Source organism: Jiangella asiatica, assembly GCF_004349065.1.
Taxonomy (GTDB): Bacteria; Actinomycetota; Actinomycetes; order Jiangellales; family Jiangellaceae; genus Jiangella; species Jiangella asiatica.
Map to the genome: position 1 here is coordinate 37489 of NZ_SMKZ01000041.1, position 23637 is coordinate 61125.

A 23637-nucleotide genomic window follows, 5' to 3' on the forward strand; every position below is an offset into this window, starting at 1 on the left:
CAGGGGATTCCGGAACGTGCCCGGACAATGGTTCCGTGGACAGTGAGATCATCCAGCTGCGCACCGGGACCGACCTGGTGACGGACGTGACCGCCGAGGTGCACCGATTCTGCCGGGGCCGCGGCGACGGCCTCTGCCACCTGTTCGTGCCGCATGCCACGGCCGGACTGGCACTGATCGAGACCGGTTCCGGCACCGAACCCGACCTCGCCGAGGCCGTCGACCGCCTGCTGCCGCGACAGGACATCTACCGCCACCGGCACGGCAGCACCGGCCACGGCCGCGACCACGTGCTGCCCGCGTTCGTGTCGCCATCGCTGGTGCTGCCGGTGCTCGACGGCCAGCCGGCGCTCGGCACCTGGCAGAGCGTGGTGGTCGTCGACTCCAATGTCGACAACCCCGAGCGCCGGCTGCGCCTGTCGTTCGTCGCGGCCTGACCCCGCGTCACCCCTGACTCAGGAGAGCGCGTAGGCGCGGTCGATCGTCTGGGTGGTGCGGTTGCCCTCGTCGTCCCAGGCCTCGACGCGCAGGCTGGCGAACCCGCTGGTGTCGGCGAGCTTCGGGTGGTTGGTCCGTACCATGAACTCGCCGTCGCGCGGTCGCGGGATGACCCGCGCGGGCTCCCACGTGGCGCCGTCGTCGTACGAGACGTCCACGGTCATCCCGGTCACCTCCGCCGATCCGGAGTACCCGACCGCACGGTCGGTGCTCACGGTGAACCCGAACCCGCGGTCTGCCGGCGCCCGGTTGAACAGGTCCAGCGGCACCTCGTAGCCGAGCATGATCACCGGTAGCGCCGCGCACACGTTGGCGCCGGGCAGGATCTCGCCGCACCCGTCGATCTCCAGCTCGGTCGGCGCCGACGACACGAACGTCCAGGCCGTGTGCGTGGTCGCGGCCAGCTGGTGCTCCGGGCCGACCTCGGCCTGTCCGACCTGCTCGATCCGGTAGGTGGCCGGCGCTTCGACCAGGAACGCCGCCGGGTCGTCGATCGGCTCGCCGTCGCGGTACAGCGTCGTCGTGGTCCAGGTGCGGCCGCTGCCGTAGTGGCTCGGGTCGGAGTCGCCGCGGGTCCACGGCGCGAAGGCCCAGATGTTCTCGGTCCGGCACATGACGCACGGCAGCTCGGTGTAGCCCTTCGGATGACCGGGCGCCTCGTGCCAGCTCACCGGGTAGGTCCTCCCCGGCTGATAGGCCTGGACCGTGCCGCGGAGGTTCACCGAGTTGAACCCCCACACCGAGTGCACCTGCTGGCGCTGGCGCATCTGCGGCCCGGCACTGACGTAGTCGGTGCGCCGCACCGGTTGGATGAGCTGGTCGAAGTACCGGAAGGACCCGCCCTCCCACGCGGCGTAGACCTCCATGACCTCGCTGCCGCGCAGCCCCTCCAGCTCCGCGTGGTACGAGTTGTCGACGGCGGCCAGCTCGGAGCGCCGGGTGGTGTGGGTGAGCTCATCGGGGATCCGTCCGGTGTCCTCGGCCCACAGCTGGTAGGTGAAGCTCGCCTCGACGACCCCGGTGAGCGTGATCTCGACCGGGCCGGCGGCCAGGCCCTCGCGCAGCCGCTCCCCCTCGTCCAGGGGCGCCGCCAGCACCGGCAGCGTGTTGTCGCTGCCGACGGCGACCTGCAGCGCACCCGGCCGTTCGCGCGTCACCAGCAGGGCGATCGCGCCGTGAGCCGCGGCCCGCTGCGCGAAGTCCTCCGCCCACGACGGGTCGCCCGCCACCAATGCGACGGCGCCTTCGACGTCGGCGGCGGCGAACTCGGCTTCCGTCCCGGCTCCCACGTCGACCAGTGGCGCGGTCCGTTCTCCGTCGAACCGCCCGGTGTAGCGCGGCGTCACCGTCGCAACCGGCTGCGAGCCCACGGTCGCGCGGATGATCGGCTCGCGCAGCGTGGTGACCGCGGTCATGCTGAAGTCACCGACCGCCGGCTCGGCCGAGGGGATCGCGCCCTGCCTGGTCGTCACGTCGGATCGGTCGGCCAGAGCGGTCAGCACGGTCGTCGTGCCGTCGGCCAGGGTCCGGTAGAGCGTCGGTGTGATCTGGGTTGGTTCGTTCGGCCGCGGGTCGTCGGCGACCTCGAATTCGAAGTCGACCGCCTCACGGGCGTCCACCTCGACCCGGCTGTCGCCGGCGACGTCGACTCCGGGCAGGAGGAACAGGTCGTTGCTGTACGGGGTGAGCTGGCCGCCGGGGTCGTCGGTCACGATGCGTCCGTAGACGCTGTAATCGCCGGCGGGCACCTGGAAGACCACCTCGCCGCTGTCGGACACCGCCTGCTGGCTGTAGTAGAGGGCCGGGTTGGTCTCGTTGACCACGACGACGGAGGTCTGGGCCGGGACCGCGCCGCCGCGCGCGGTGGCGGAGACGGTGAGCTCGTGCGTCTCGGGCTCGACGTCGAAGGCGACCGCGGTGATCGCGACGGCGGTGCCCGGCCCGGTGGCGACCAGGTGTCCGGTGAAGCGGCCGCCCGAGTTGCCGCTCGGGTCCAGGGTGACGTCCACGCTGGCGCTGCCGCCGGCTGGGACGGTCACCGCCGGCGCCGAGAGCGTCAGGCCGGCCGCCGCGGTGCCGTCGACGTTCGTCACGTCCAGGTCCAGCTCCAACGCCAGGTCGGTGTCGCCGGTGTTGGTGTAGGTCACGGGGACGGTGCGCGGTTCGACGCCGTCGCGCGGGAACGGGTGCATGCCCAGCTCCACCTTGCCGGTCGCCGTCACCGGCGACGAGGTGGCTGCCGCCGCGTCGACCCGGCCGCTGCCCTGCGCGTACAGGTCGTGGCCCAGATCCACCGACGTGCTCATGAGCGCGTCCTTGAGCTGCGTCGCGGTCCAGTCCGGATGGCGCTGCGCGACCATCGCGGCGACGCCGGCCACGTGCGGGCTGGCCATGGAGGTGCCGCCGTTGGCTAGGTAGTACTCGCCGACCGGGACGCCCCCGTCGGTGCCGGCGGAGCGGGCGGCCACGATCGCCGCGCCGGGCGCGCTGATCTCCGGCTTGATGGCGCCGTCGCCCACCCGCGGGCCGCGGCTGGAGAAGTCGCCCATCCGGTCCTCGCTGTCGACGGCACCGACGGCAAGTGCCGCGTCGGCGGCCGCCGGCGACGTCACCCGCAGGGCGCTCGGGCCGTAGTTGCCGGCGGCCACGACGAACAGCGCACCGGACTCCGTGCTGAGCTGGTTCAGCGCCTGGCTCTGCGGGTCCTGGCCGTTGCTCGGGAACGAGCCGAGGCTGAGGTTGACGATGTCGGCGCCCTGCTCGACGGCCCATTCCATGCCGTCGATCACCTCGGAACCGTAGCTGTAGCCCTCGTTGTCCAGGACCTTCCCGATGAGCAGCTCCGCGCCCGGCGCGACGCCGCTGTACCGCCCGTCGGACGCGGCGCCGGTGCCGGCGACGGTGGAGGCCACGTGGGTGCCGTGGCCGTGCCCGTCGTGGACGGTCTCGCCCGCGATGAAGCTGCGCGACCTGACCACCTGCCCGGCCAGGTCCGGGTGGTTGGTGTCGTAGCCGGTGTCGAGGACGGCGACCCGGACGCCGGAGCCGTCGTAGCCGCTCTCCCACGCTTGCGGCACCCCGATCTGGGGCCGGCTGTCGTCCAGGCTGGCCTCCACTCGCGCGTCCAGCCACACCTTCTCGATGGCGCTGGAGCTGAGTGTGCGCGCACCGGTGACGTGCTCCCAGAAGTCGCCGGTCGACGCCTTGTCGACGTCCACGGCGGTGGCGTCGATGCTGGTGAGCTGCGTGACGTCGGAGCTGGCCGGCAGCGCGGCGGCGCGCTGGGCGAGCCGGGCGCCGTCGGCGTAGGTGACGATCAACGGGATGCTGTCGATCTCGGCGTCGGTGTAGCCGTTCTCGGCCAGGTACCGCACGTCGAACAGCCGCTCGTCCAGCACGCCGGCGGAGATCAGCGGCTGCGCCTGGTCGGGCACCACGAGCACGGCACCGTCCGGGCCGATCGTCATCTCCATGCTGCTGGTGCCGCTGTCCGGTGCCGGCTCGACGCTGACGTTCGGGCGGGCACCGCCGGTGTCGGTGTAGACGACCGTGTCTCCGGTGATCAGCGTGATCTCCACCGGCGCGCCGGCCGCGGCGTCGGCGACGTCGACGAGCCCGGCGGCGGCGTCCGGCCGGGTCGCCGGTGCTGCTGCCGGCGTTGCCGCAGCGGCTGCGCCGGCGGTCAGGGCGACAGTGGCGACGCTGGCGATGACACCTCTCACGACGTCCTCCTGTTCGTGCGCAAGTGCGCAGTGGCGGTGATCTCGGCCGGCGGGTAGGGACCGGCCTCGATCTCCAGCTCCAGGCGGTACCGCCGGTCGACGGTGCCGGTGATGGTGTTCAGGTCGCGGGTGAGTCTGCGCTGGTCCCAGGCGAGACCACCACCGTGGACCTGGCGGCCGGACGCGTCGTACATCCGCAGCACCACCTCGGCCGGCGGGCCCACCCGGACCGTTGCCGGCAGGTCCTCGAGCACCGCGTGCCGCGGCACCGCGGGCGACGCCGGCCGGGCGGGGTCGAGCTCGCCGAGCGTCATGACGGAGAACGGGATGCCGTGCGCGTCGGTGACCGACCAGCCGGTGGTGAACTGGGTGCCGGTGTCCATGGCCGCGGTCAGGGACGCCGCGCCCGGACCGCCGAAGCGGTGGGTCGCGTCGGCGTCCACGTCCACGCCGGCCACGACGTCGGAGACGCCGAGCCAGGAGCGCTCGAACCCGGCCACCTGGTGCACGTGGCGCAGGTCGTAGCCACCCCGGGTGACCACGACCGGACCGGGCGCGAACGCGAACCCGTGTGGTCCGGTGGTCTCCGGTCGCAGGTAGGTGAGCGCCTGGTGGCCGGTGGCGGCCTGGTCCAGGCGGAGGTCCAGCACCGCGGTCCCCTGCTCGGCGCTCATCTCGACCTCGGTGTCGTCGTCGACGGTGACCGGCTGGGTCAGCAGGTAGCCGGTGGGGTCGGCGGTCGTACCGGGGCGGTGCACGACGACGGTGTACGACCCCGAGGCCGTGGTCGTCTCGAACGACACGCCGCCGTCGGCGCCGGTCGTGGCCACGCGCGCCAGCCGGTCGCCGTCGACGAGCGACACCGCCGCGCCGGCCAACCCGGTCTCCAGCTCCACCTCGGGTGGCCGCACGCGCACCGAGCCGGCCACCTCGTGCGGCCCGGCGCCGGCCCGCACGTCGTGGCCGCCCAGCGCGCTCGGCGTCGTGGTCCAGGTGAGCGTGGTCGTCTCGCCGGGTCCCGGCGCGGCGGTCCGCACCGGCTGCTCCGCGCCCGCGACGGTGAGCGGCACGTCGAGGTCGCCGGCCGCGGCGCCGAGGTTCGTGACCTGGACGGCGACGGTGACCGGCTCGCCCGGGCGGGCGGTGCCCGGCGTCACCTCGAGGTCGTGCACGGCGAAGCGCGCCGCCGGCCCCGCCTCGGGCGACCGGTCGACGACGAAGACATCCGCGAGGCGGTTCGTGTCACCGTCCACCAGGTTCGGTGCCTCGCTGTAGACCGCGACCCGCTGGCCGTCGGCGTTGATCGCCGAGTAGATCGACGTCCCGTCCGCCTGGCCGCCGTCGGCGCGCAGCGACACACGATCCGTGCGATCCAGCTCCAAGTCGCGGACGAAGACGTCGTGCGCGCCGTTGGTGTCGCCGGGCACCAGGCCGGTCGAGCCGCTGGCGAAGGCGACGTGCCGGCCGTCACCGCTGACCCGTGGCCGGGTCGACGACGCGTCGCCGCCGAGCGAGGCCAGCTCGATGCTGCCGGCCGTCCGGTCGCGCACGAACACGTCGTAGTCGCGGTTCGTGTCGCCCGGGACGAGCGTGCTGGCCAGGCTCGTGAACGCCACCACGCGCCCGTCGCCGCTGATGGCGACCTCGGCGGAGGAGTGCTCGCCCTGGGTGCCGTCCGCGGCCACGGAGACCAGCTCGGTGGTGCCGGCGACCAGGTCGCGGACGAACACGTCGCCGCGCTCGTTGGTGTCCTCGCCGGCGAGGTTCGTGGCGGCGGACTCGAACGCGACGTGCTGCCCGTCCGCACTGATCACGCCGTCGGTCGAGGCTCCGTTGCCCTGCTCGCCGGTCGCCGACAGCGAGATTAGCCGCGTCGTACCCGTCGAGCGGTCGCGCACGAACACGTCGCCGGTGCCGTTGACGTCGCCCTCGACGAGATGTGCGGCGTAGCTGGAGAACGTGACGTACCGGCCGTCGCCGCTGATGGACGCCGCCGAGGACCAGCCCGGACCGGTAGCGCCACCGGGCCCGACGGACACCCGCTCGGTGGTGCCGGTCACCCGGTCGTGGACGAACACGTCCATGGTGAACGGGGTGTCGCCGTCGGCCAGGGTGGTCGCGAGGCTCTCGAACGCGACATAGCGGCCGTCGGCGCTGATGGCCGGGGCCACCGAGTCGCTGTTGCCCTCGGCGCCGCCGGCGCCGAGGGAGACCCGCTCGACCTCGCCGGTGGAGGTGTCGCGGACGAACACGTCGGCGCGTCGGTTCGTGTCACCGGGCACCAGGTTGCCGGCGTAGCTGTCGAACGCGACGTACCTGCCGTCGGCGCTGATCGACACGTTGCTCGACGTACCGTCGGCCGGTTCGCCGTCCGGCCCGGCCGACACCAGCTCGACCGAGGCCGGCTCGCTCAGGGCAAGCTCGACGGCGGTGTCCCGGCCGGCCGCCACCTCGACCATGAGCGGCGCCGACGGCGGCAGGCCCGGCGCGTGCGCACGCAGCCGGTACGACCCGGCTGCCAGCCGGCCGAGGTCGAATTCCCCGCTGGCGTCGGTGCTGGTCTCGGCTGTGGTCCCGGGCGTCGTGCCGGCCGCGGGCAGCACCTCGACGGCGGCGCCGGGCACGCCGGCGCCGGTGGGCCCGAACGCGACGCGGCCGGTCACCGAACCGGCCGGTTCCGGCGCGAGCTCGACGTCGGCGGTGGCGACGGCGTGTGCCGGCACGGTGACGTCGAGCGTGGCGGCACGGTAGGTGCCGGCGGCAACCTCGACGGTGCGCGAGCCGGCCGGTGCCAGCAGGTGAAACGCGCCCGTGTCGTCGGCGCGGGTGACCCGGCCGCCGACCGCGACGGTCGCGCCGGCCACCGGGGCACCGGTGGCGGCGTCGGTCACGATGCCGGCGATCCCGGTCCCGCCGGTGACGGCGAGCACCGCCCGGTGCGCGTCGATCCGCCCGGCGCCGAACCGCGCGTTGGGCCGCTGCGCGCCGTGGCGCTCGTCGAAGTACGCGGTGTCGGTCAAGGCCGCGACCGCCTCGTCGACGGTGAGGCCGGGCGCGGCGGCGAACAGCAGCGCGGCGGCGCCGGCGACATGCGGCGTGGCCATCGACGTGCCCGAGACGACGCCGTAGCCGCCGCCGGGCAGTGACGAGTACACGTCTGCGCCCGGCGCGGACAGGTCGGGCTTGACGTAAGAGTCCGGCCAGTCCGCCGGCGCGTCGGCCCAGTCGGACCGGCGCACCGGACCGCCGCAGGAGAAGGCGGTGACGGTGTCGGTGCGGTCGGTGGCGCCGACGCCCACCGCCTCCAGGACGTTGCCGGGGCTGGCCGTCTGGCCGGGTTCGCAGTCGTTGCCGATGGCCACAGCTGGGAAGACCCCGGCCGCGCGGACCGCCTGGACCGGCGCGATCAGCTCCTGGAGGTAGCCGCGGGAGCCCAGCGACATGCTGAGGACGTCCGCCGGCTCGCCGGCTGGTTCGCCGGCCTGGTCGAACGGGTCGATGGCCCACTGCATCGCGGACACCACCTGGGCCCACGTGCCGTCGCCGCCGCCGTAGAACGGCGCGTGCATCATGAGCGCGCCGGGCGCGACACCGATGGCCACACCGGACGTGTCGCCGCCGTGGATGGTGCCGGCCACATGCGTGCCGTGGCCGTTCTCCTCGTCGCCGTCGTACGGCGTCGAGCGGAGGATGCCACCGAACCGGTCGAACTCCATCCAGCCGCCGGGGTGCGCGGGGTCCGCCGGGTCGTCGGTCGCCATCCGCCCGGCGAGGTCGGGGTGGCCGATGTCGACGCCGCTGTCGATGGTCGCCACCCGGACTCCGGACCCGTCGATGCCCAGCTCGTCGTGGACCCGGTCGGCGCCGATCCGGTCGACACCCCAGGTGGCGTCGCCCACGGCGAGTGCGGCGTCCACCGCCGTGGTCGCGGTCGCGGTCGTCGCGGCCGGTTCCAGCGGCGTCACCGCGAAGTTCGGCACCACCCGGTCCACGCCGGACAATTCGGCCAGCGCCTCGAAGGCCCCCTGCGACCCGGCCTCGGGCAGCTCGACCACCAGCGCGTTGGTGAGCCACAAGGCGGCACGGACGGTGCCGCCGGCGCGCTCCACCGCCTCCCGGACCGCGGGCTGGCTCCGCGCAGCCACATCCTTCAGCTCGGCGACGACGGCGTCGCGGTCGCCCTCGATCGCGGTCAGGTCGGCGGTTCCGGCCAGCACGACGACGACGCCCGCGCCGGACGGATCGGACAGCTCGGCTGACGCGCTCAGCGGCAGGGGCACCAGCAGCGACACCACCAGCGCGGCCACCGCCGTGGCTGCGGCCGCGGTCGCTGCCCGCCGCGTCATGGCCGCACCCGGGCCCGGGCCGTGGCCACCAGCTCGCCCGGCGGGTAACCGCCGGTCTCGGCGGTCAGCGTGACCCGGTAGGTGCCGGCGGGTACCGGGTCGGCGTACGAGGTCAGGTCGCGGGTGAGCGTCCCTTCGCCCCAGCCCACCCCGCCGCCGTGCAGTTGCGCGCCGGATGGGCCGAACAGTCGGATGACCACCTCGGTCTCCCGTGCGCCGGCGCCGGTGAGCAGGCCAGTGACGTCCTCGAGGACGGTGGCGCCGGCCGGCGCCCGCCGCGGCCCGGGCTCGCCCATCGACACGAACACCAGACCGTGCGCGTCGGTGACCGACCAGTCGATCGTCAGCTGGGTGCCGGCCACGGTGGCGGTGGCCGCGGCCACTGCCGGGCCGCCGAACGACACCGTCGACGTGGCTCCGGCCGTCGCGGCGGGCAGCGGCGCGACCGCGGAGACTGCCCACGAGTCGTGCTCGAAGGCGCGCACCGTGTGCACGTGCTGGACGTCGTACCGGCCGGGCGTCACCAGCACCGTCCCGGCCGGGAACGGGAAGCCGAGGGCCCCGGTCAGCTCGTGTCGCAGGTAGCTGACCGCGGTGTGCCCGCCGCCGATGCTGTCCAGCCGCAGGTCGACGGCGGCCAGGCCGGCGACGTCGGGCCGCAGGTCCAGGGCCTCGTCGCCGGTCACCGTCACCGGCTCGACCAGCAGGTGCTCGGCATCGCGCACGACCACGACGTGGTCTCCTGCCACCGGCGGCTCGAACGTCAGGCGGCCGGCGGCGTCGGTGCCGCCGAGGGGCATCAGCCACTCGCCGGACGGGTCGACCAGCTCGACGGTCGCGCCGGGCAGCGTCGTCAGCTCCACCCGTGGCGGCCGGACCCGGAACGTCGCGGCCTCCTCGCCGACGCGGACAGGGTACACGCGGGCCTCGTCGCGGCGCAGCGGCCAGCTGACCGTGCGGGTCTCACCGGGCTCCAGCGTGACCTCGGCGGTGGCCGCGACGGCGCCGTGCACCACCAGCTCGGCGGTGTGCGTCACCGGCGACCCGCCGACGTTCGTCACGTCCGCGCTGACGACAACCTCGCCGCCGGCCGTGGTGACGGCCTCGTCGACGCGCAGGTTCCACTCGACCACCCGCGGCAGCGCCGGATCGGGCACCGGGCCGGCCCAGGCCAGTGCGTTGGTGAACACCGTGCCGGCGTCGTCGGTCCAGGTGCCGGGATGGTTGGAGGTCGTCGTCCCGTGCGCGGACAGCAGCACGTGCCGGTTGGTGGGTCGCTGCTGCACGGCGACGGCGTCGCCGACGGTCCCGGTGTCGGTCCGCCCGATCGTGCCGATGACCTCCCGGTCGTCGCCGGCGTACCCCTCGAACCAGGCGTGGAACCGGTTCAGGCTCAGCTCGTCGATGAGGATGCGGTCGCCGACCTCCCAGCCGGCGAAGATCGGGTGGTCGGCGAGCACCTCGTAGTACAGGTCGCCCTCGACCGCGATGCCGCCGTCCTCGTACCTGGCGGCCGGGTTGCCCAGGTAGTCCACCAGGAGGCTGATGCCGAACGGGTCCCAATGCCAGGTGTCCAGGAACACGATGCCGGTTCCGCTCGCGTCCGCGGCGTCGAGCAGCGCGGTGAGCTCACCCTCCGTCACTCCGGCCGCGTAGCTCACCACGACCGTGCCGAAACCGCTCAGGTCGCCGCCGGCCCGCTCCCACGTGATCGGCACCGCCTCGATGTCCTGCCCGGCCAGGAACCCGCGCAGGTGGCCGATGTCGTCGCCGAGCGTCGCCACCGTGGGCAGCGGCGCCCGCAGCTCGACGTCGAGGGCCGCGGTGGCTCCGGCGGCGACGGTGACCGGCAGCGGGTCGGGGTCGGGCAGCGTCGCCGAGTGTGCCGTCACCGCCCAGTCACCGGCGGGAACCCCGTCGAACCGATAGCGGCCGTCGGACCCGGTGACCGCGGTGAGCGGTGTACCGGCGAGCGCGACGTCGACGCCCGGCACCGGGCTGCCCGTGTCGGCGTAGGTGACCGTGCCGGCGACCGATCCGGACGGCGACGGGGTCAGCGCCGCGTCGGCGGTGGTGACGGCGTCAGCCCGGACCACCGCGGTCCGGGCGGCATCGCCGTAGCCGAACCCGCCGGCCGTCAGCTCGTACGTCCCCGGCTCCAGCAGCAGGGTGTACCGGCCGGCTTCGTCGGTGCGAGTGGTGCGCCCGGAGTCGTCGCCGGTGACGATGACGGTGGCGCCCTCGACCGGCCCACCGGTGACGGCGTCGGTGACCGTCCCGGTGAGCCCGGATGACAGCGCCACCTCGGAGACGGCGCGCAGGGCGTCCACCCTGCCCTGCCCGTACCGCTCGTTGGGTCGCTCGTAGCCGTGGCGGGCGTCGAAGATCGCGGTCTGGGCCAGCACGCGCTGGACGTCGTCGACCACCAGCCCGGGCCGCGCCGAGAGCATCAGCGCGACCGTCCCGGCGACGTGCGGGGTCGCCGCCGAGGTGCCGGACAGGTGGCCGTAGCCGCCGCCGGGCAGGGTGGAGTAGACGTCGGTGCCCGGCGCGGTCAGGTCCGGCTTCACGTAGGAGTCCGGCCAGGTCGCCGGGGCGTTGGGCCAGTTGCTCCGGTCGACCACACCGCCGCACGACGACGGGTCGACCGCGTCGGTGCCGTCGGTCGTTCCGACCGCGACCGCCTCGTAGACGTTGGCCGGGTTGCTGGTCAGGCCGGGCGGGCAGCCGTCGCCGATCGAGAAGACGGGGACGATGCCGGCGGCCCGGATGGCGCGGGTGGGCGCGATCATCGCCGGGTGGAAGCCGACCTGGCTGAGCGACATGTTCACGACGTCCGCCGGCTCGCCGGCCGGCTCGCCATGGACGTCGACGGGGTCGATCGCCCACTGCATGCCGGCCATCAGCTGGTACAGCGTGCCGGTGCCGCCGGGCAGGATCAGCCCGTGCATGAGCTGAGCGCCCGGTGCCACGCCGACGGCGACGCCGGACTCGTCGCCGCCGTGGATGGTGCCGGAGACGTGGGTGCCGTGGCCCGTGGTGTCGTGCGGCGCGGAGCGGACCCGCTGGCCGTAGCTGTCGAACTCCATCCAGCCGCCGGGGTGTGTCTCGTCGGACGGTTCGGCTTGGTCATCGACGGCCATCCGGCCGGCGAGGTCGGGGTGCCCGATGTCCACGCCGGTGTCGAGGGTGGCCACCCGCACCCCGGACCCGTCCACTTCCAGCTCGTCCCACACCCGGTGCGCGCCGATGCGGTCGACGCCCCAGGTGCGGTCGACGACGGCGTCCGGCGTGCGCTGCGTGCCCGCCGCGGTCGTCGTCGCCTCGGCGGCGCGGACCTCGGCGTTGGGCGCGATCCAGGCCACGTCCGGCGCCCGGGCCAGCGCGCTCACCTGGGCCGCCGCCTCGGCCGCCGGCAGCCGCACCAGAACCGAGTTGTCGATCCAGAGGCTGTTCAGCACGGTGGCGCCGGCGAACGTGCCGCCCTCGGCCAGCCGGGCCTCGAACGCCGTGCGGCTGCCGGCGGCGGCCGCCTGCAGCCCGGCCACCACGGCCTCCTGGTCACCGGCCAGGACGTCGAGGTCCGGCGCGGCGGCGAACGCGACGACGACGTCGAGCGGCTCGCCGGTGCGCGCGGCCTCCTCGGCCTGGGCGAGCAGGTCCGGCGCGATCAGGGCGGTGGCGCCGCCAGGCGCGGCACCGGCCGGGGGCTCGGCCGGTGCCGCGCTGCCGGGAAGGGCGGCGAAGACCCACGCCAGCCCAGCCATCGCGGCCATCCCGGCCCGTCGCCGGGCGCTCATGGCCGGTTCGGGAGCGGCCGGACCCGGACCGACTCGTCGGCGGTCAGGTCACCCGGACGGTAGCCGCCGGTGTCGACGTCCAGGGACACCTCGTAGCGGCCGTGCCGCACGTCGGCGGTCATCGCGTCGACGTCCAGCGACACGGTCGCCTCGTCCCAGTCCAGCCCGGTGCCGAAGATCTGCTCTCCGAGTGGAGCATTGACCCGGAGCACGGCGTCGGCCTCGTACGGCGCCTCGCCGGCCACCAGGTCCGGCAGCTGGTCCAGCACCACGGCGTCGGGCAGCCCGTCCCACGGGCGCAGCTCGGTCTCTGCCATCAGCGCGAACGGATGACCGTGCGCGTCGGTCACCGCCCAGGTCGCGGTCCACTGGGTGCGCTCGTCCTGGACGACGTCGAGGACGGCCTCGGCCGGACCGCCGTACTCGTGGGCATGCCGTCGTGGTTCGGTGAGGTCGAGCGCCTCGACCGCGGAGACGCTCCACCAGTCCCGCTCGAAGCCGGTCACGGCGTGCACATGCCGCAGGTCGTACCCGCCGGCGGTGGCGACAACGGTGCCCGGTGCGACGGCGAAGCCCAGCGTGCCGGTCAGCTCGTGCCGCAGGTACGTCGCGGCCTGGTGCCAGTCGCCGACCCGGTCCAGGGTCAGGTCCAGGACGGCGTCCGCTGCGGCGTCCGGGCGCACCGCGAGCGTGGTGTCCGTTGCCACCCGCACCGGTTCGAGCAGCAGGTACTCGTAGGGGTGGTCCGCGGTGGCCGGCCGCCGCACCACGACCGTGTACTCCGCGTCCGGCGCGGTGGTCTCGAACGTCAGGGTGCCGGCCGCGTCGGTGCTGCCGACGTCGACCAGCTCGTCGCCGGCGAGCAGCTCGACCGTGGCGCCGGCGAGCGGCCCGGCCGCGGAGCCGGCGCCCGACACCGTCGTCGCAGAGAGCTCGACTCGCGGCGCCCGGACCCGGAACCGGCCGGTCAGCGAGCCCACGAAGAGGTCGTAGCCGCCCAGCTCCGACCGGGTCACCGGCCACGACACAGTGCGGGTCTCCCCCGGCGCCAGCTCGACGTCGGTGCTGGCCTCGACCCGCCAGCCGACCCGCAGCTCCACCGGCTCGCCGCCACTCGCGGCGCCGACGTTGGTGACGGCAACGGAGACCGTCACGGGCTCGCCGGCCAGCACCTCCTCGTGGTCGACCCGCAGGTCCCAGGTGACGTATCGCGGTGCGGGCTCGCCGCCCGGCGCCGGCACCTCGACGTCGGTGGTCGTCACAGTGTCCGCGGTGACGGTGACGTCGACGGCGAGTGGCTCCGGCGCGAGGTCGGTGGTGACCTCGAGCCGGTAGGACCCGGCCGGGACCGCCGGGATCTCGTACCGGCCGTCGGCGCCGGTGGTGGAGGCAGGTTCGATCGGGACCCCGGCCAGCCGCGCCGTCGCGCCCGGCACGCCGTGGCCGCTGCCCTGATAGGTGATCGTGCCGGCGATGGTCCCCGACGGCGCCTGGTCCAGCGCGAGGTCGACGGTGCCCACCTCGCCGGCCGCGACGGTGACCTCGGCTGTCGTGGAGGCGTAGCCGAAACGGCTCACTTCCAGCCGGTAGGTTCCCGGCACCAGCGGCAGCCGCCAGCCGCCGTCCGTGCCGGTGGTCCGCGCGCGCCCGCTGACCGGCTCGAGCACCTGTGCGCCGGCCAGCGGCTCGCCGGTCGCGGCGTTTGTGACCGTGCCGGCGACGCCGGAGTCCAGCGCGACGGTCAGCGTCGCCTCGTACGCGTCGATGCGGCCCCAGCCGAACCGAGGGTTCGGCCGCTCAGAGCCATGCCGGTCGTCGAAGAAGCTGGTGTCGATCAGCGCCTGCCGGGCGGCCTCGACGTCGACGCCCTGCGCGGCCTCGGCCATCAGCGCGACGGTGCCGGCGACGTGCGGCGCCGCCATCGACGTGCCGGTCAGGTACTGGTAGCCGCCGCCGGGCGCGGCCGACCAGACGTCGGTGCCGGGTGCGGAGACGTCCGGTACGACGTAGCTGTCCGGCCACTCCGCCGGCGGGTCCGCCCAGTCGCCGGCGCTCACGACGTTGCCGCAGGAGCCGTCGTTGACGTCGTCGTCGACGGTGGTGTTGCCGACGCCGACGGCCTCGAACACGTTGCCCGGGCTGCCCGAGCCGACGCCGCAGGAGCCGAACTGCCGGTTGCCGATCGCGAACGCGGGGAAGGCGCCGGCGGCGATGATCGCCCGAGTCGGCTCGATCATCTCTTGGACGTACTGGTTGACGCCAAGCGACATGTTGACCACGTCGGCTGGCTCGCCGGCCGGGTCGCCGTTGACGTCGACGGGGTCGATCGCCCACTGCATGCCGGCAACGACCTGCATGAACGTACCCTCGCCGCCGGGCAGCACCAAACCGTGCATCATCTGGGCGCCCGGTGCGACGCCGACGGCCACGCCGGACGTCGCGCCGCCGTGGATGGTGCCGGCGACGTGCGTGCCGTGGACGGCCGAGTCGTGCGGGGTGCTGGAGACCAGGCCGCCGTCGCTGCCGAACTCCATCCAGCCACCGGGGTGGCTGGCGTCGTCCGGGTCGGTGGTGATCATCTTGCCGGCAAGGTCCGGGTGGGAGATGTCGACGCCGGTGTCCAGGGTCGCTATGCGCACGCCGCCGCCGTCGACACCCAGCTCCGCCCAGGCGCGGTCGGCGCCGATGCGTTCGATGCCCCACGTGACTTCGCCGTCGGCGGCTGCCGCGGGGGTGGCGGGGTCGGCGGCCGCCTCGGCCTCCGGCGCGGTCAGGGTGAAGTTCGGGACGATCCGTGCCACCCCCGGCAGCTCGGCCAAGGCGGCCAGACCCGACTCCGCGGCGGCGCCGGGCAGCGAGACGAGGACCGAGTTGTTGATCCACAGCGCCGGACCCAGCCGCGCGCCGACGAGCCGGGAGTCGCGGGCCCGCAGTGCGGCGGCCACCGTCGCCCGGGCCGTCTCCGAGGCCGCCTTCAGCTCGCCAATTACGGCCTCCCGGTCCGCCGCACCGGGCACCGACGGCGGCGTGACCGCCGGCTGCATGATCAGCACGGCTTCGACGGCGTCACCGTCCGCCGCCGCGGCGGTCAGCTCCGCGGCGACCGGCGCCGGCACCCCGTCGTCGGCCGCTCCCGAGGCACCCGCTGAGGTGCTGGCTGGGCCCAGCGGCCACGCCAGCAACCCCAGTGCGGCCACCAGCACCGGCATTCGTCGTCGCATGGCACCCCTCGGCTCGTGGATGGCCATGACGCTACGAATGCCGTGATCGTGAACTCAACGGTCACGAGCGGCGATTCTCCGCCAATGTCACAGAGACGACAGGACGCGGGTCAGACCCAGCCGTGGCGGGAGGCCTCCCACGCCAGCTGCATGCGGGTGCGCACGTGCGCGCGGTTCATCAGCGCCTGCACCTTCCGCTGGACGGTGCGCATGCTCGTGCCGCGGTGCACGGCGATCGCCTCGTCGGTGAGCCCGGCCAGCAGCAGCGTGAGGAGCTGGCGGTCGTCGGCGGAGAGGAACGGGTCACGCGGTTGCGCGGTGTGCTCGTTGTCGACGTGCAGCGGAACGGCGGCGGCCCACACGAAGTCGAACAGCGCGAGCAGGGCGTCCAGCACGGCACCCTCGCGGATCAGAACGGCGACCGGGGTGGTGTCGTGCTGCGCCATCGGCAGCATGGCGACCGACCTGTCGATCACCACCATCTTGACCGGCAGCTTGGTGTGCACCCGGACCTGGTCGCCGGGGCGCAGGCCCTCGCGGACGGCCCGCAGGCTGCCAGGGCTCTCCAGCGCCTCGGTCTCGAAGATGGTGCGGCCGCGCACCGACGGGCCGGCCTGGACCCGTTCCTCGGTCCGTACCGCGATGATCGGCGGCTTGACGAGATTGAGCACCTCGGTGCGGGCCGTCCCGAACAGGTTCATCGCGGTCTGCCGCAGCGCCTCCTGGCCGCGGACGATCTCGAAGACCCCGGACGCCTCCATGGCCAGGGCATTGGCACGGTGCTGCGCGGCCAGCCGGTCCAGCGTGTCCTGGGCCGCGCGCAGCTCGCGCAGCCGGTCGGCGATCATCGCCTCGACGACACCTGGGGATGCGGCCACGAACCGGGCCGGGGCGTCCATGGTCCGGCTGGCCAGCCCGCGCCCCACCAACGCCGCCAGGGCGTCGTCGGCGGCAGGCGGCGTGAGCCCGGTGGTGGCGGCGATCTCCGCGGCGGTGGCGGAGACGGCGGACACCAGCTGCCCGTACACGCGGTCCTCGTCGGGGGACGCACCCAGTACCGTGAGCATCAACCACCGACGCTGGACATGGGGTGCCGCCCTCCGAATCGAGTCGTCCGATTACCGGAAACCTTAGCGTCCCGCCGCACCGTCAGCTGGCCCACTCCAGCAGCGGCTGGCGCCGCTCGGGATCGCGCAGCTCGGCGATCGACTGCTTCTCCAGCTGCCGCACCCGCTCCTTGGTGAGGCCGACCCGCTCGGCGACCTCCTGGAGCGTGCGCTCCCGCCCGTCGTGCAGGCCGAAGCGCAGTGTGACGATCAGTGCCTCGCGCGGCGGCAGCGTGTCCACCAGCGCGCGCACCTCCTCGCCCAAAGCCTTGAACTCCGCGACGTCCGGGGCCTGCAGCACATGTGTGTCCTCGATGAGGTCACCGATGCTCGTGCTGCCGTCGTCGCCGATCGGGGTGTCGAGGCTGACCACGTCGCGCGAGACGCGGCGCAGCTCCTCCACCCGCTCGACGGCGAGGTCAGCCTCGTCGGCCACCTCGGCGGCGGACGGTTCCCGGCCCAGCGACACGCTGAGCTTGCGCTCGATGCGGCCGAGCTTGGAGATCGTCTCCACGACGTGCGCCGGCAGTCGGATCGCCCGCGCCTTGTCGGCCCGGGCCCGCTCGATGGCCTGCCGGATCCACCACATCGCGTACGTGGAGAACTTGAAGCCCTTCGCGTAGTCGAACTTCTCCACCGCGCGGATCAGACCCAGGTTGCCCTCCTGGACCACGTCCAGGAACGACAGCCCCGTGTTGCGGTAGTACTTGCGCGAGGCCGACACCACCAGCCGCAGGTTGGCGCGGATCATGTGGTCCTTGGCCCGCTCGCCGTCGCGGACCACCGCCGCCAGCTCCTCGCGCGGCCGGTCCGGCTCGCTGCCGGACTCCTCGGCCTGCCGCAGGAGCTCGTCCGCGTAGACACCCGCCTCGATGCGCCGGGCCAGCTCGACCTCCTCCGCCGCGGTCAGCAGCGGAGTGGCGCTGATCTGCTTCAGGTACTGCCCGACGAGGTCGTAGTCCTCGTCGAGCTGACGCGGCTCGCTGCGCATCGCGACCGTGCCGTTGGCGTGTCCGTTGGTCATGGTCATCGGAATCTCTCAACCACCTCGTCGTCCGTAGAGCCCCACCAGCGTTCCGCGGTCCAGCATCGCCGCGTCGGCCGCACGGTAGACGTCCTCGACGGACGGATCGTCCACGAGGTCAACCGGCTCGAACAGGGCGTAGAGGCGGAAGTAGTAGTGGTGGGGCGGGTCCCCCGGGGGAGGCGCCGGGCCAACCCAGCCGATCTCCCCGAAGCCGTTGGGCCATTCGCGGCCCGCTGCCGGCTTCCGATGTTCTGCAACGCCGGCGGTATGCGGATCTATTCCGGTGACGAGCCAGTGCAGGAAGGAGCCGCCGGGAGCGTCCGGATCCTCGCAGAGCAAAAGCAACTCCACGGCGTCCGGCGGGACACCCAACCACTCCAGGGCTGGCGAGACGTTGCCGCCCTGCCGGCTGTGCCGGTCCGGGATGAACCCGTGGTCCTCGAAGTCGGAACTGCGCAGCGCTGTGCGGTGCATGACAGACGACCTCCTTGTCTTGCACCTACCCCTGCCGCCACGATTGACACCATGAGTCCGGACCGGGAGGAGCTGCGGGAGTACCGGCGGAAGCGCTCCTTCGACAAGACCCCGGAACCGCTCGGGCGGAGCTCCCGGGACGGGTCGGGCAACCGGTTCGTCGTACAGGAGCACCACGCCCGCCGGCTCCACTGGGACCTGCGGCTGGAGCACGACGGCGCGCTCGCGTCGTGGGCGCTGCCGCGGGGGTTCCCTGAGACGCCCGACGAGAACCGGCTCGCCGTGCACACCGAGGACCACCCGCTGGAGTACCTCACGTTCGAGGGCGAGATCCCCTCCGGCGAGTACGGCGCCGGCTCCATGACCATCTGGGACCACGGCACGTACGAGGCGGAGAAGTTCCGCGACGACAAGGTGGTCTTCCAACTCGACGGCGAGCGTGTGAGCGGCCGGTTCGCGCTGTTCCGGACCAAGGGCGACGACTGGATGATCCATCGCATGGACCCGCCCGCGCCCGACGGCGACCCCATGCCGAGGTCCGTCAAGCCGATGGCGGCGACGCTGTCGACGCTTCCGCCGGACCAGGAGAACTGGGCTTTCGAGATCAAGTGGGACGGCGTGCGCGCCATCGCCTACGGCGAGCCGGGACGGCTGCGGCTGTTCGGCCGCAACCTGCGCGAGTTCACGAAGCAGTACCCGGAGATCCGGCCGATGATGAACGACGTCGGCGCCCGGCGGGTCGTGCTCGACGGCGAGCTGGTCGCCTTCGACGACCAGGGCCGCCCCAGCTTCCAGCGGCTCCAGCCCCGCATCCACCTCACCGCCGACGCCGACATCCGCCGCCAGCAGCGAGCCATCCCCGTCGTCTACGTGATCTTCGACCTGCTCTACCTGGACGGCCGGTCGCTGCTGCGGCTGCCCTACGAGGAGCGCCGCCAGGAGCTGGCCGGGCTGGGCCTGGGCGGACCCAACTGGCAGGTCCCCGACTACCAGCGCGGCGACGGCGACGCGCTGCTCGATGCAACCCGCCGGCAGGGCCTGGAGGGCGTCGTCGCCAAGCGGCTGGCCAGCAGGTACCAGGCGGGCAAACGCAGCCGCGACTGGCTCAAGATCAAGAACGTGCTGGAGCAGGAAGTCGTGGTTGGCGGCTGGGTTTCCGGGCAGGGCCGGCTCAGCGGCCGGTTCGGCGCGCTGGTGGTCGGGTACCACGAGGACGGCGAGCTGAGGTACGCCGGCAAGGTGGGCACCGGCTTCGACGATGCGATGCGCGACCTGCTGCAGGACAAGCTGGACGCGCTGCGCACCGAGAAGAGCCCATTCACCGGCCGCCAGCCGCAGAAGGACACCGTCTTCGTCCGGCCCGAGCTGGTGGCCAGGGTGGAGTTCGCCCACTGGACCGACGAGGGTACGATGCGCCATCCCTCGTTCGAGGGCCTGACGGAGGACAAGCCGGCACGCGACGTCGTCCGCGAGCTGCCCGCACCGCCACCACCCGCCGACCCGGAGGAATGACCCCGTCGGCCCCGGGTACGGGCGAACCGTCGCACACTGTGATCGCGACGGAACGGGAGGCATCACGCCATGAGCCCGGAACTCATCATCGTCCTCATCGTGCTGGTCGTCCTCATCGCCATCGGCGCGTGGATTCTCGCGCGGCGCAAGCGCGGCGAGAGCGCGCGGCGGAAAGCCGCCGAGGAGGAACGCGAGCGCGCGTTGATCGCCGAGCGAGAGGCCGAGCGACGCCAGGCCGAAGCAGACCAGCTGGCCGCAACGGCGCGCCGGGAGCGCGTCGAGGCCGCGGAGAAGGACGCTCGGGCCGAGCGGCTGCGGGCCGCGGCGGATCAGGACGCGGTGGACGCGGCCGAGCAGCGCCGCACCGCCGACGCCCTGCGCCCTGACGACACTGCGCCAGACGCCGACGAAGACAGTCAGCAAAAGAAGGGCCTGTACGACAAGCCCGGCTGGTGACCGGCGCAGCGAGCCGTCAAGGCTCTTCGGGTAGCCGCCCGGTGGCGATCACCCGCTCGGCGACGACGCGCAGCTTGATGTTGTTGTGCCGCGAGTAGCGGCGCAGGACGCTGAACGCGCGCTCGGCGTCCAGGCCGTAGCGTTCCATGAGGATGCCCTGTGCCAAGCCGACGAGGTGCCGAGCGCCGATGGCCTGCCGCAGCCCGGACTCCTCGCGGGCGGTGGCCAGCGCGATGGACGCGTGCCGGCCGAAGATCTCCGCGACGTCGAGGTCGTCCTCGTCGAACGCCTCGGGCTTGTTGCCGTAGAGGTTCAGCGCGCCCACGGTGCCGCCAGTGGTGTAGAGGCGCACCGAGAGCAGACTGCGCAGCCCCAGCTCGGCCGCCCGCGGGCCCCATTCCGGCCACCGCGGGTCGGCACCGAGGTCGGCGACGACGAACGACGCATGGCTCTCAACGGACTGCATGCACGGGCCCTCGCGCAGGTCGACCTGCAGCTCGTCGGCCTTGGCGACCCGTGGGTCGGTGACGATCGCCGTCTCGATCCTGCCCTGGCCGTGCAGCAGCATCACGCCGGCGTAGTCGCACGCGGTGGCCTGCTGGGCGTACTCGACGACACGCTCGAGCGTCTGCTCGACGTCGGGCTCGTCGTGCAGGGCGAGAGCCATCTCGGCGAAATCGCTCGCATCGGGATCGCTCATGATCGCCCTCCGCCACACCGGACACCCGCGCAGTGCACCCATCATGCCTCCCACCGCCGGTCGCGTACAGCCCGTCGCCGTAGCCCACGGACCAGCACCGATCCCGGCGTGTCGAGACGTAGGCAACGGGTACGGAATGTCCAGTCAGGAGTCACACCGAGATTCGCGCAGTGCTGTGACCGGGAGTGTGAACGAGGATGAGTCATGCCGAGGGCGTCCCCCATGCGGTGGTGACCGGCGGAGCCGGGTTCCTCGGCTCCCACCTCTGCGACGCTCTGCTGCACACCGGGTACCGCGTGACATGCATCGACAACTTCGAGACCGGCAGGCGTGCCAACGTCGAGCATCTGCGGGACACACCCACCTTCCGGCTCCTCCGCGGTGACATGTCCGACGGCGTCGAGGTCGACGAGCCGGTGGACGTCATCTTCCACCTCGCCGGTCCGGCCGCACCGAGTGACTACCTTCTCGACCCGGTCTCCACGATGCGCATCGCCAGCGTCGGCACCATCAACGCGCTGGACCTGGCCCGCGACCGATCCGCACGCTTCGCCCTCGCCTCGACGTCGGAGATCTACGGCGCAGCCACGGACGAGCCCAACCGGGAGGACGACGCCGGCCACGTCAACCCCGCCGACGGTTACGGGGCCTACTACGAAGCCCGCCGCTTCGCCGAGGCGCTCACCACCGCCTACCACACGACCTACAACCTGCCGACCGCGATCGCCCGCATCTTCAACACCTACGGCCCGCGGATGCGCCTCGACGACGGGCGCATGCTGTCGCGGTTCATCCGCCAGGCGCTGGCCGGCGCGCCACTGACGGTCCCGGGATCCGGGTCGGAGACCCGGTCGCTGTGCTACGTGGACGACGCGGTGGCCGGGATCATGGCGTTGGCGTCCGGCGCATATCCCGGGCCGGTCAACATCGGCAGCCCGGACGAGGTGACGATCCTCTCCATCGCACGCGACGTGGCCGAGATCGCCGGCCGGAGCGGTGAGATGATCTTCGTCGAGGCGCCGCCGAACGAGGTGCACACCCGCAAGCCGGACATCTCCCTGGCCTTGCAGCTGCTCGGCTGGCGACCGCGGACGAGCGTGCGCGACGGGCTGGCGGACACCCTCGCATGGTTCCGCGACGCGGGCGTCCGCCATGTCTGAGCGCGCCGCGACCCACGCCGCCGCGCCGGTACCGTCCACCCGGTCGCTGCCGGCCCTGCGTGCCGCGGCCGCCACCTGCGAGGCCTGCGACCTCTACCGCAACGCCACCCAGACGGTCTTCGGCGCCGGGCCACGCACCGCCACGATCATGATGGTGGGCGAGCAGCCCGGCGACGTCGAGGACCGCGAGGGCGACCCGTTCGTCGGCCCGGCCGGCCGGATACTGGAGCGGGCGATGGCCGAGGTCGGCCTGTCCCGCCCCCGCACCTACGTCACCAACGCCGTCAAGCACTTCAAGTTCCGGCGCGAGGGCAAACGCCGGATTCACGAGAAGCCCGACGCCGGCGAGCTGGCCGCGTGCCGGCCGTGGCTGCGCGCTGAGCTCGCGGCGGTGCGGCCCCGGGTCCTGGTGGTGCTGGGCGCGACCGCAGCGGCGACGATGCTGGGCCGGTCGTTCCGGGTCAGCCAGGAGCGCGGCCGGCTGCTGGAGTTTGCCGACTACGTCGACGGCTCTCCCCTGACCACCGAGGACGGGCCGCCGATCGAGGAGGCGCTCCTGGTCGCGACCGTGCACCCGTCGGCGGTGCTGCGGGCGCGCGACCGCCAAGCGGCCTACGCGGACTTCGTCGCCGACCTCCGCACCGTGGCGGACCTACGGTTCTAGCAGGCCGGGGACGACGACCTGCGAGTTTCCGACTTTGCGTAGTCGAACAGGTGTTTGATAAGATCCGTGGTGAAGCTGAGACAGGCACCCGTTTGAGGGCGCCAGGTCTATCACGGTCACGCCCCGTGCCGGGTGTGGTCGTCTACCCCAGCCGGTCGGCCGAACGTGGGTGGCGCGCTCGTGCGTCGGGCGCATCCCGAACCGAGCTGGGAGGGGTGTGGTCTGGTGTCCGCTCCGACACCGTCGTGCGGCGACGTGGACGGGTTGGCCGCGCTGCCGCCGGGCCTGCGGCTGGCCGCCGCGCTCGCCGAGATCGAGCCGGCGAAGCTGCCGGCGCATGACGTCGTGCTGGTGGCGCGGGCGTGGGAACGGCTGAAGGCCCACGCCGAGGCGCAGCAGGCCCGGGTGTTCGCCGAGCTGGCCTCCCGGCCGGAGTACGAGCGGTGCACCTACCCCGACCACGCGCGGGGAGTGCACCAGCATCGCGCCGTCCAGACCGCCGGCAGCGAGATCTCTCTCGCCCTGGCCTGGTCCCCCGGGCGCGCCACCCGCCGCGTCGCGGTCGCCGTCGACCTGGTCCACGACCTCCCCGACACCCTCACCGCGCTGAGCGCCGGGCACATCGACGCCGACAAAGCCACCCTGATCGCCGACCGCACCCGCTGCCTGAACACCCTCGAACTACGCCGCAGCGTCGAACACGCCGTCCTGCCGATCGCGGCGCGCAAGACCCGCGCCGTCCTGGACACCATCCTGCGCCGCGAAGTGATCGCCGCCGACCCCGGCGCGGCCGAGCGGCGCCGCAGCGACGCCGCCGACCAGCGGCGCGTGGACCGACCCGAACCGGCCAGCCCCGACGGCGAGGACGGCATGGCCCACCTCTACCTCTACGGGCCGGCCGAAGACCTCACCGCCCTGTGGACCGCCCTCGACGCCGCCGCCCGCCACACC

General features: G+C 73.3%; 14 protein-coding genes. 6 read left to right on the forward strand and 8 right to left on the reverse strand.

The window, feature by feature from the left end; translation table 11 throughout:
• Positions 1-47 precede the first annotated feature (47 nt).
• Entirely contained in the window at positions 48-437 is a 390-nt protein-coding gene (locus E1269_RS23200; protein ID WP_420810663.1) for a YjbQ family protein, read from the forward strand.
• A gap of 18 nt (positions 438-455) precedes the next feature.
• On the opposite strand, the gene E1269_RS23205 is transcribed toward E1269_RS23200, so the two are convergent.
• The 7 genes from E1269_RS23205 to E1269_RS23235 form a co-directional block, all read right to left on the reverse strand.
• On the reverse strand, positions 456-4220 hold the full coding sequence (locus tag E1269_RS23205; RefSeq protein ID WP_131899018.1) for a S8 family serine peptidase: 3765 nt from the start codon (positions 4218-4220) through the stop codon (positions 456-458).
• Positions 4217-8566 carry a S8 family serine peptidase gene (locus E1269_RS23210; protein WP_131899020.1) on the reverse strand — a complete coding sequence of 1450 codons (4350 nt, stop codon included), beginning with the start codon at positions 8564-8566 and terminating at the stop codon, positions 4217-4219. Before E1269_RS23210 ends, E1269_RS23205 begins: the two co-directional genes overlap by 4 nt.
• Positions 8563-12366, reverse strand: coding sequence for a S8 family serine peptidase (locus E1269_RS23215; RefSeq protein WP_131899022.1), 3804 nt, complete (start codon positions 12364-12366; stop codon positions 8563-8565). Before E1269_RS23215 ends, E1269_RS23210 begins: the two co-directional genes overlap by 4 nt.
• Positions 12363-15587, reverse strand: coding sequence for a S8 family serine peptidase (locus E1269_RS23220; RefSeq protein WP_131899024.1), 3225 nt, complete (start codon positions 15585-15587; stop codon positions 12363-12365). The genes E1269_RS23215 and E1269_RS23220 overlap by 4 nt, the downstream gene beginning before the upstream one ends.
• Before the next feature lie 110 nt (positions 15588-15697).
• Positions 15698-16654: a TrmB family transcriptional regulator gene (locus E1269_RS23225; protein ID WP_131899026.1), complete on the reverse strand. Its 957-nt coding sequence runs from the start codon at positions 16652-16654 to the stop codon at positions 15698-15700.
• 82 nt (positions 16655-16736) lie between these two features.
• Complete coding sequence (locus E1269_RS23230) at positions 16737-17717, reverse strand: sigma-70 family RNA polymerase sigma factor (RefSeq protein WP_131899042.1); 981 nt, start codon at positions 17715-17717, stop codon at positions 16737-16739.
• 15 nt (positions 17718-17732) lie between these two features.
• Positions 17733-18194 (reverse strand): YbhB/YbcL family Raf kinase inhibitor-like protein, encoded by a 462-nt coding sequence (locus E1269_RS23235; RefSeq protein ID WP_131899028.1) that lies wholly within the window; start codon positions 18192-18194, stop codon positions 17733-17735.
• 51 nt (positions 18195-18245) lie between these two features.
• On the opposite strand from E1269_RS23235, the gene ligD reads away from it, so the two are divergent.
• Positions 18246-19706: a non-homologous end-joining DNA ligase gene (gene ligD / locus E1269_RS23240; protein ID WP_131899030.1), complete on the forward strand. Its 1461-nt coding sequence runs from the start codon at positions 18246-18248 to the stop codon at positions 19704-19706.
• A 69-nt stretch (positions 19707-19775) separates the two neighbouring features.
• Positions 19776-20162, forward strand: a complete 387-nt coding sequence (locus E1269_RS23245) for a hypothetical protein (RefSeq protein ID WP_131899032.1) — start codon at positions 19776-19778, stop codon at positions 20160-20162.
• A gap of 16 nt (positions 20163-20178) precedes the next feature.
• Here E1269_RS23245 and E1269_RS23250 read toward each other — a convergent pair whose 3' ends face one another.
• A complete protein-coding gene (locus E1269_RS23250) occupies positions 20179-20862 on the reverse strand; it encodes a GAF and ANTAR domain-containing protein (RefSeq protein ID WP_131899034.1) in 684 nt (227 codons plus the stop codon).
• A 197-nt stretch (positions 20863-21059) separates the two neighbouring features.
• On the opposite strand from E1269_RS23250, the gene E1269_RS23255 reads away from it, so the two are divergent.
• From E1269_RS23255 to E1269_RS23265, 3 genes are all read left to right on the forward strand, one after another.
• A complete protein-coding gene (locus E1269_RS23255; protein ID WP_131899036.1) occupies positions 21060-22022 on the forward strand; it encodes an NAD-dependent epimerase/dehydratase family protein in 963 nt (320 codons plus the stop codon).
• Entirely contained in the window at positions 22015-22686 is a 672-nt protein-coding gene (locus tag E1269_RS23260; protein ID WP_131899038.1) for a UdgX family uracil-DNA binding protein, read from the forward strand. The genes E1269_RS23255 and E1269_RS23260 overlap by 8 nt, the downstream gene beginning before the upstream one ends.
• 225 nt (positions 22687-22911) lie before the next feature.
• The coding region (locus tag E1269_RS23265; protein ID WP_162606590.1) for a DUF222 domain-containing protein at positions 22912-23637 on the forward strand (726 nt) is incomplete at its 3' end.

What these genes read in the sequence shown, in the direction of transcription:
- E1269_RS23210 (WP_131899020.1), bottom strand. Translation starts at nt 8,566, where the DNA reads ATGACGCGGCGGGCAGCGACCGCGGCCGCAGCCACGGCGGTGGCCGCG.
- E1269_RS23215 (WP_131899022.1), bottom strand. Translation starts at nt 12,366, where the DNA reads ATGAGCGCCCGGCGACGGGCCGGGATGGCCGCGATGGCTGGGCTGGCG.
- E1269_RS23220 (WP_131899024.1), bottom strand. Translation starts at nt 15,587, where the DNA reads ATGCGACGACGAATGCCGGTGCTGGTGGCCGCACTGGGGTTGCTGGCG.
- E1269_RS23225 (WP_131899026.1), bottom strand. Translation starts at nt 16,654, where the DNA reads ATGCTCACGGTACTGGGTGCGTCCCCCGACGAGGACCGCGTGTACGGG.
- E1269_RS23230 (WP_131899042.1), bottom strand. Translation starts at nt 17,717, where the DNA reads ATGACCAACGGACACGCCAACGGCACGGTCGCGATGCGCAGCGAGCCG.
- E1269_RS23235 (WP_131899028.1), bottom strand. Translation starts at nt 18,194, where the DNA reads ATGCACCGCACAGCGCTGCGCAGTTCCGACTTCGAGGACCACGGGTTC.
- ligD (WP_131899030.1), top strand. Translation starts at nt 18,246, where the DNA reads ATGAGTCCGGACCGGGAGGAGCTGCGGGAGTACCGGCGGAAGCGCTCC.
- E1269_RS23245 (WP_131899032.1), top strand. Translation starts at nt 19,776, where the DNA reads ATGAGCCCGGAACTCATCATCGTCCTCATCGTGCTGGTCGTCCTCATC.
- E1269_RS23250 (WP_131899034.1), bottom strand. Translation starts at nt 20,862, where the DNA reads ATGAGCGATCCCGATGCGAGCGATTTCGCCGAGATGGCTCTCGCCCTG.
- E1269_RS23255 (WP_131899036.1), top strand. Translation starts at nt 21,060, where the DNA reads ATGAGTCATGCCGAGGGCGTCCCCCATGCGGTGGTGACCGGCGGAGCC.
- E1269_RS23260 (WP_131899038.1), top strand. Translation starts at nt 22,015, where the DNA reads ATGTCTGAGCGCGCCGCGACCCACGCCGCCGCGCCGGTACCGTCCACC.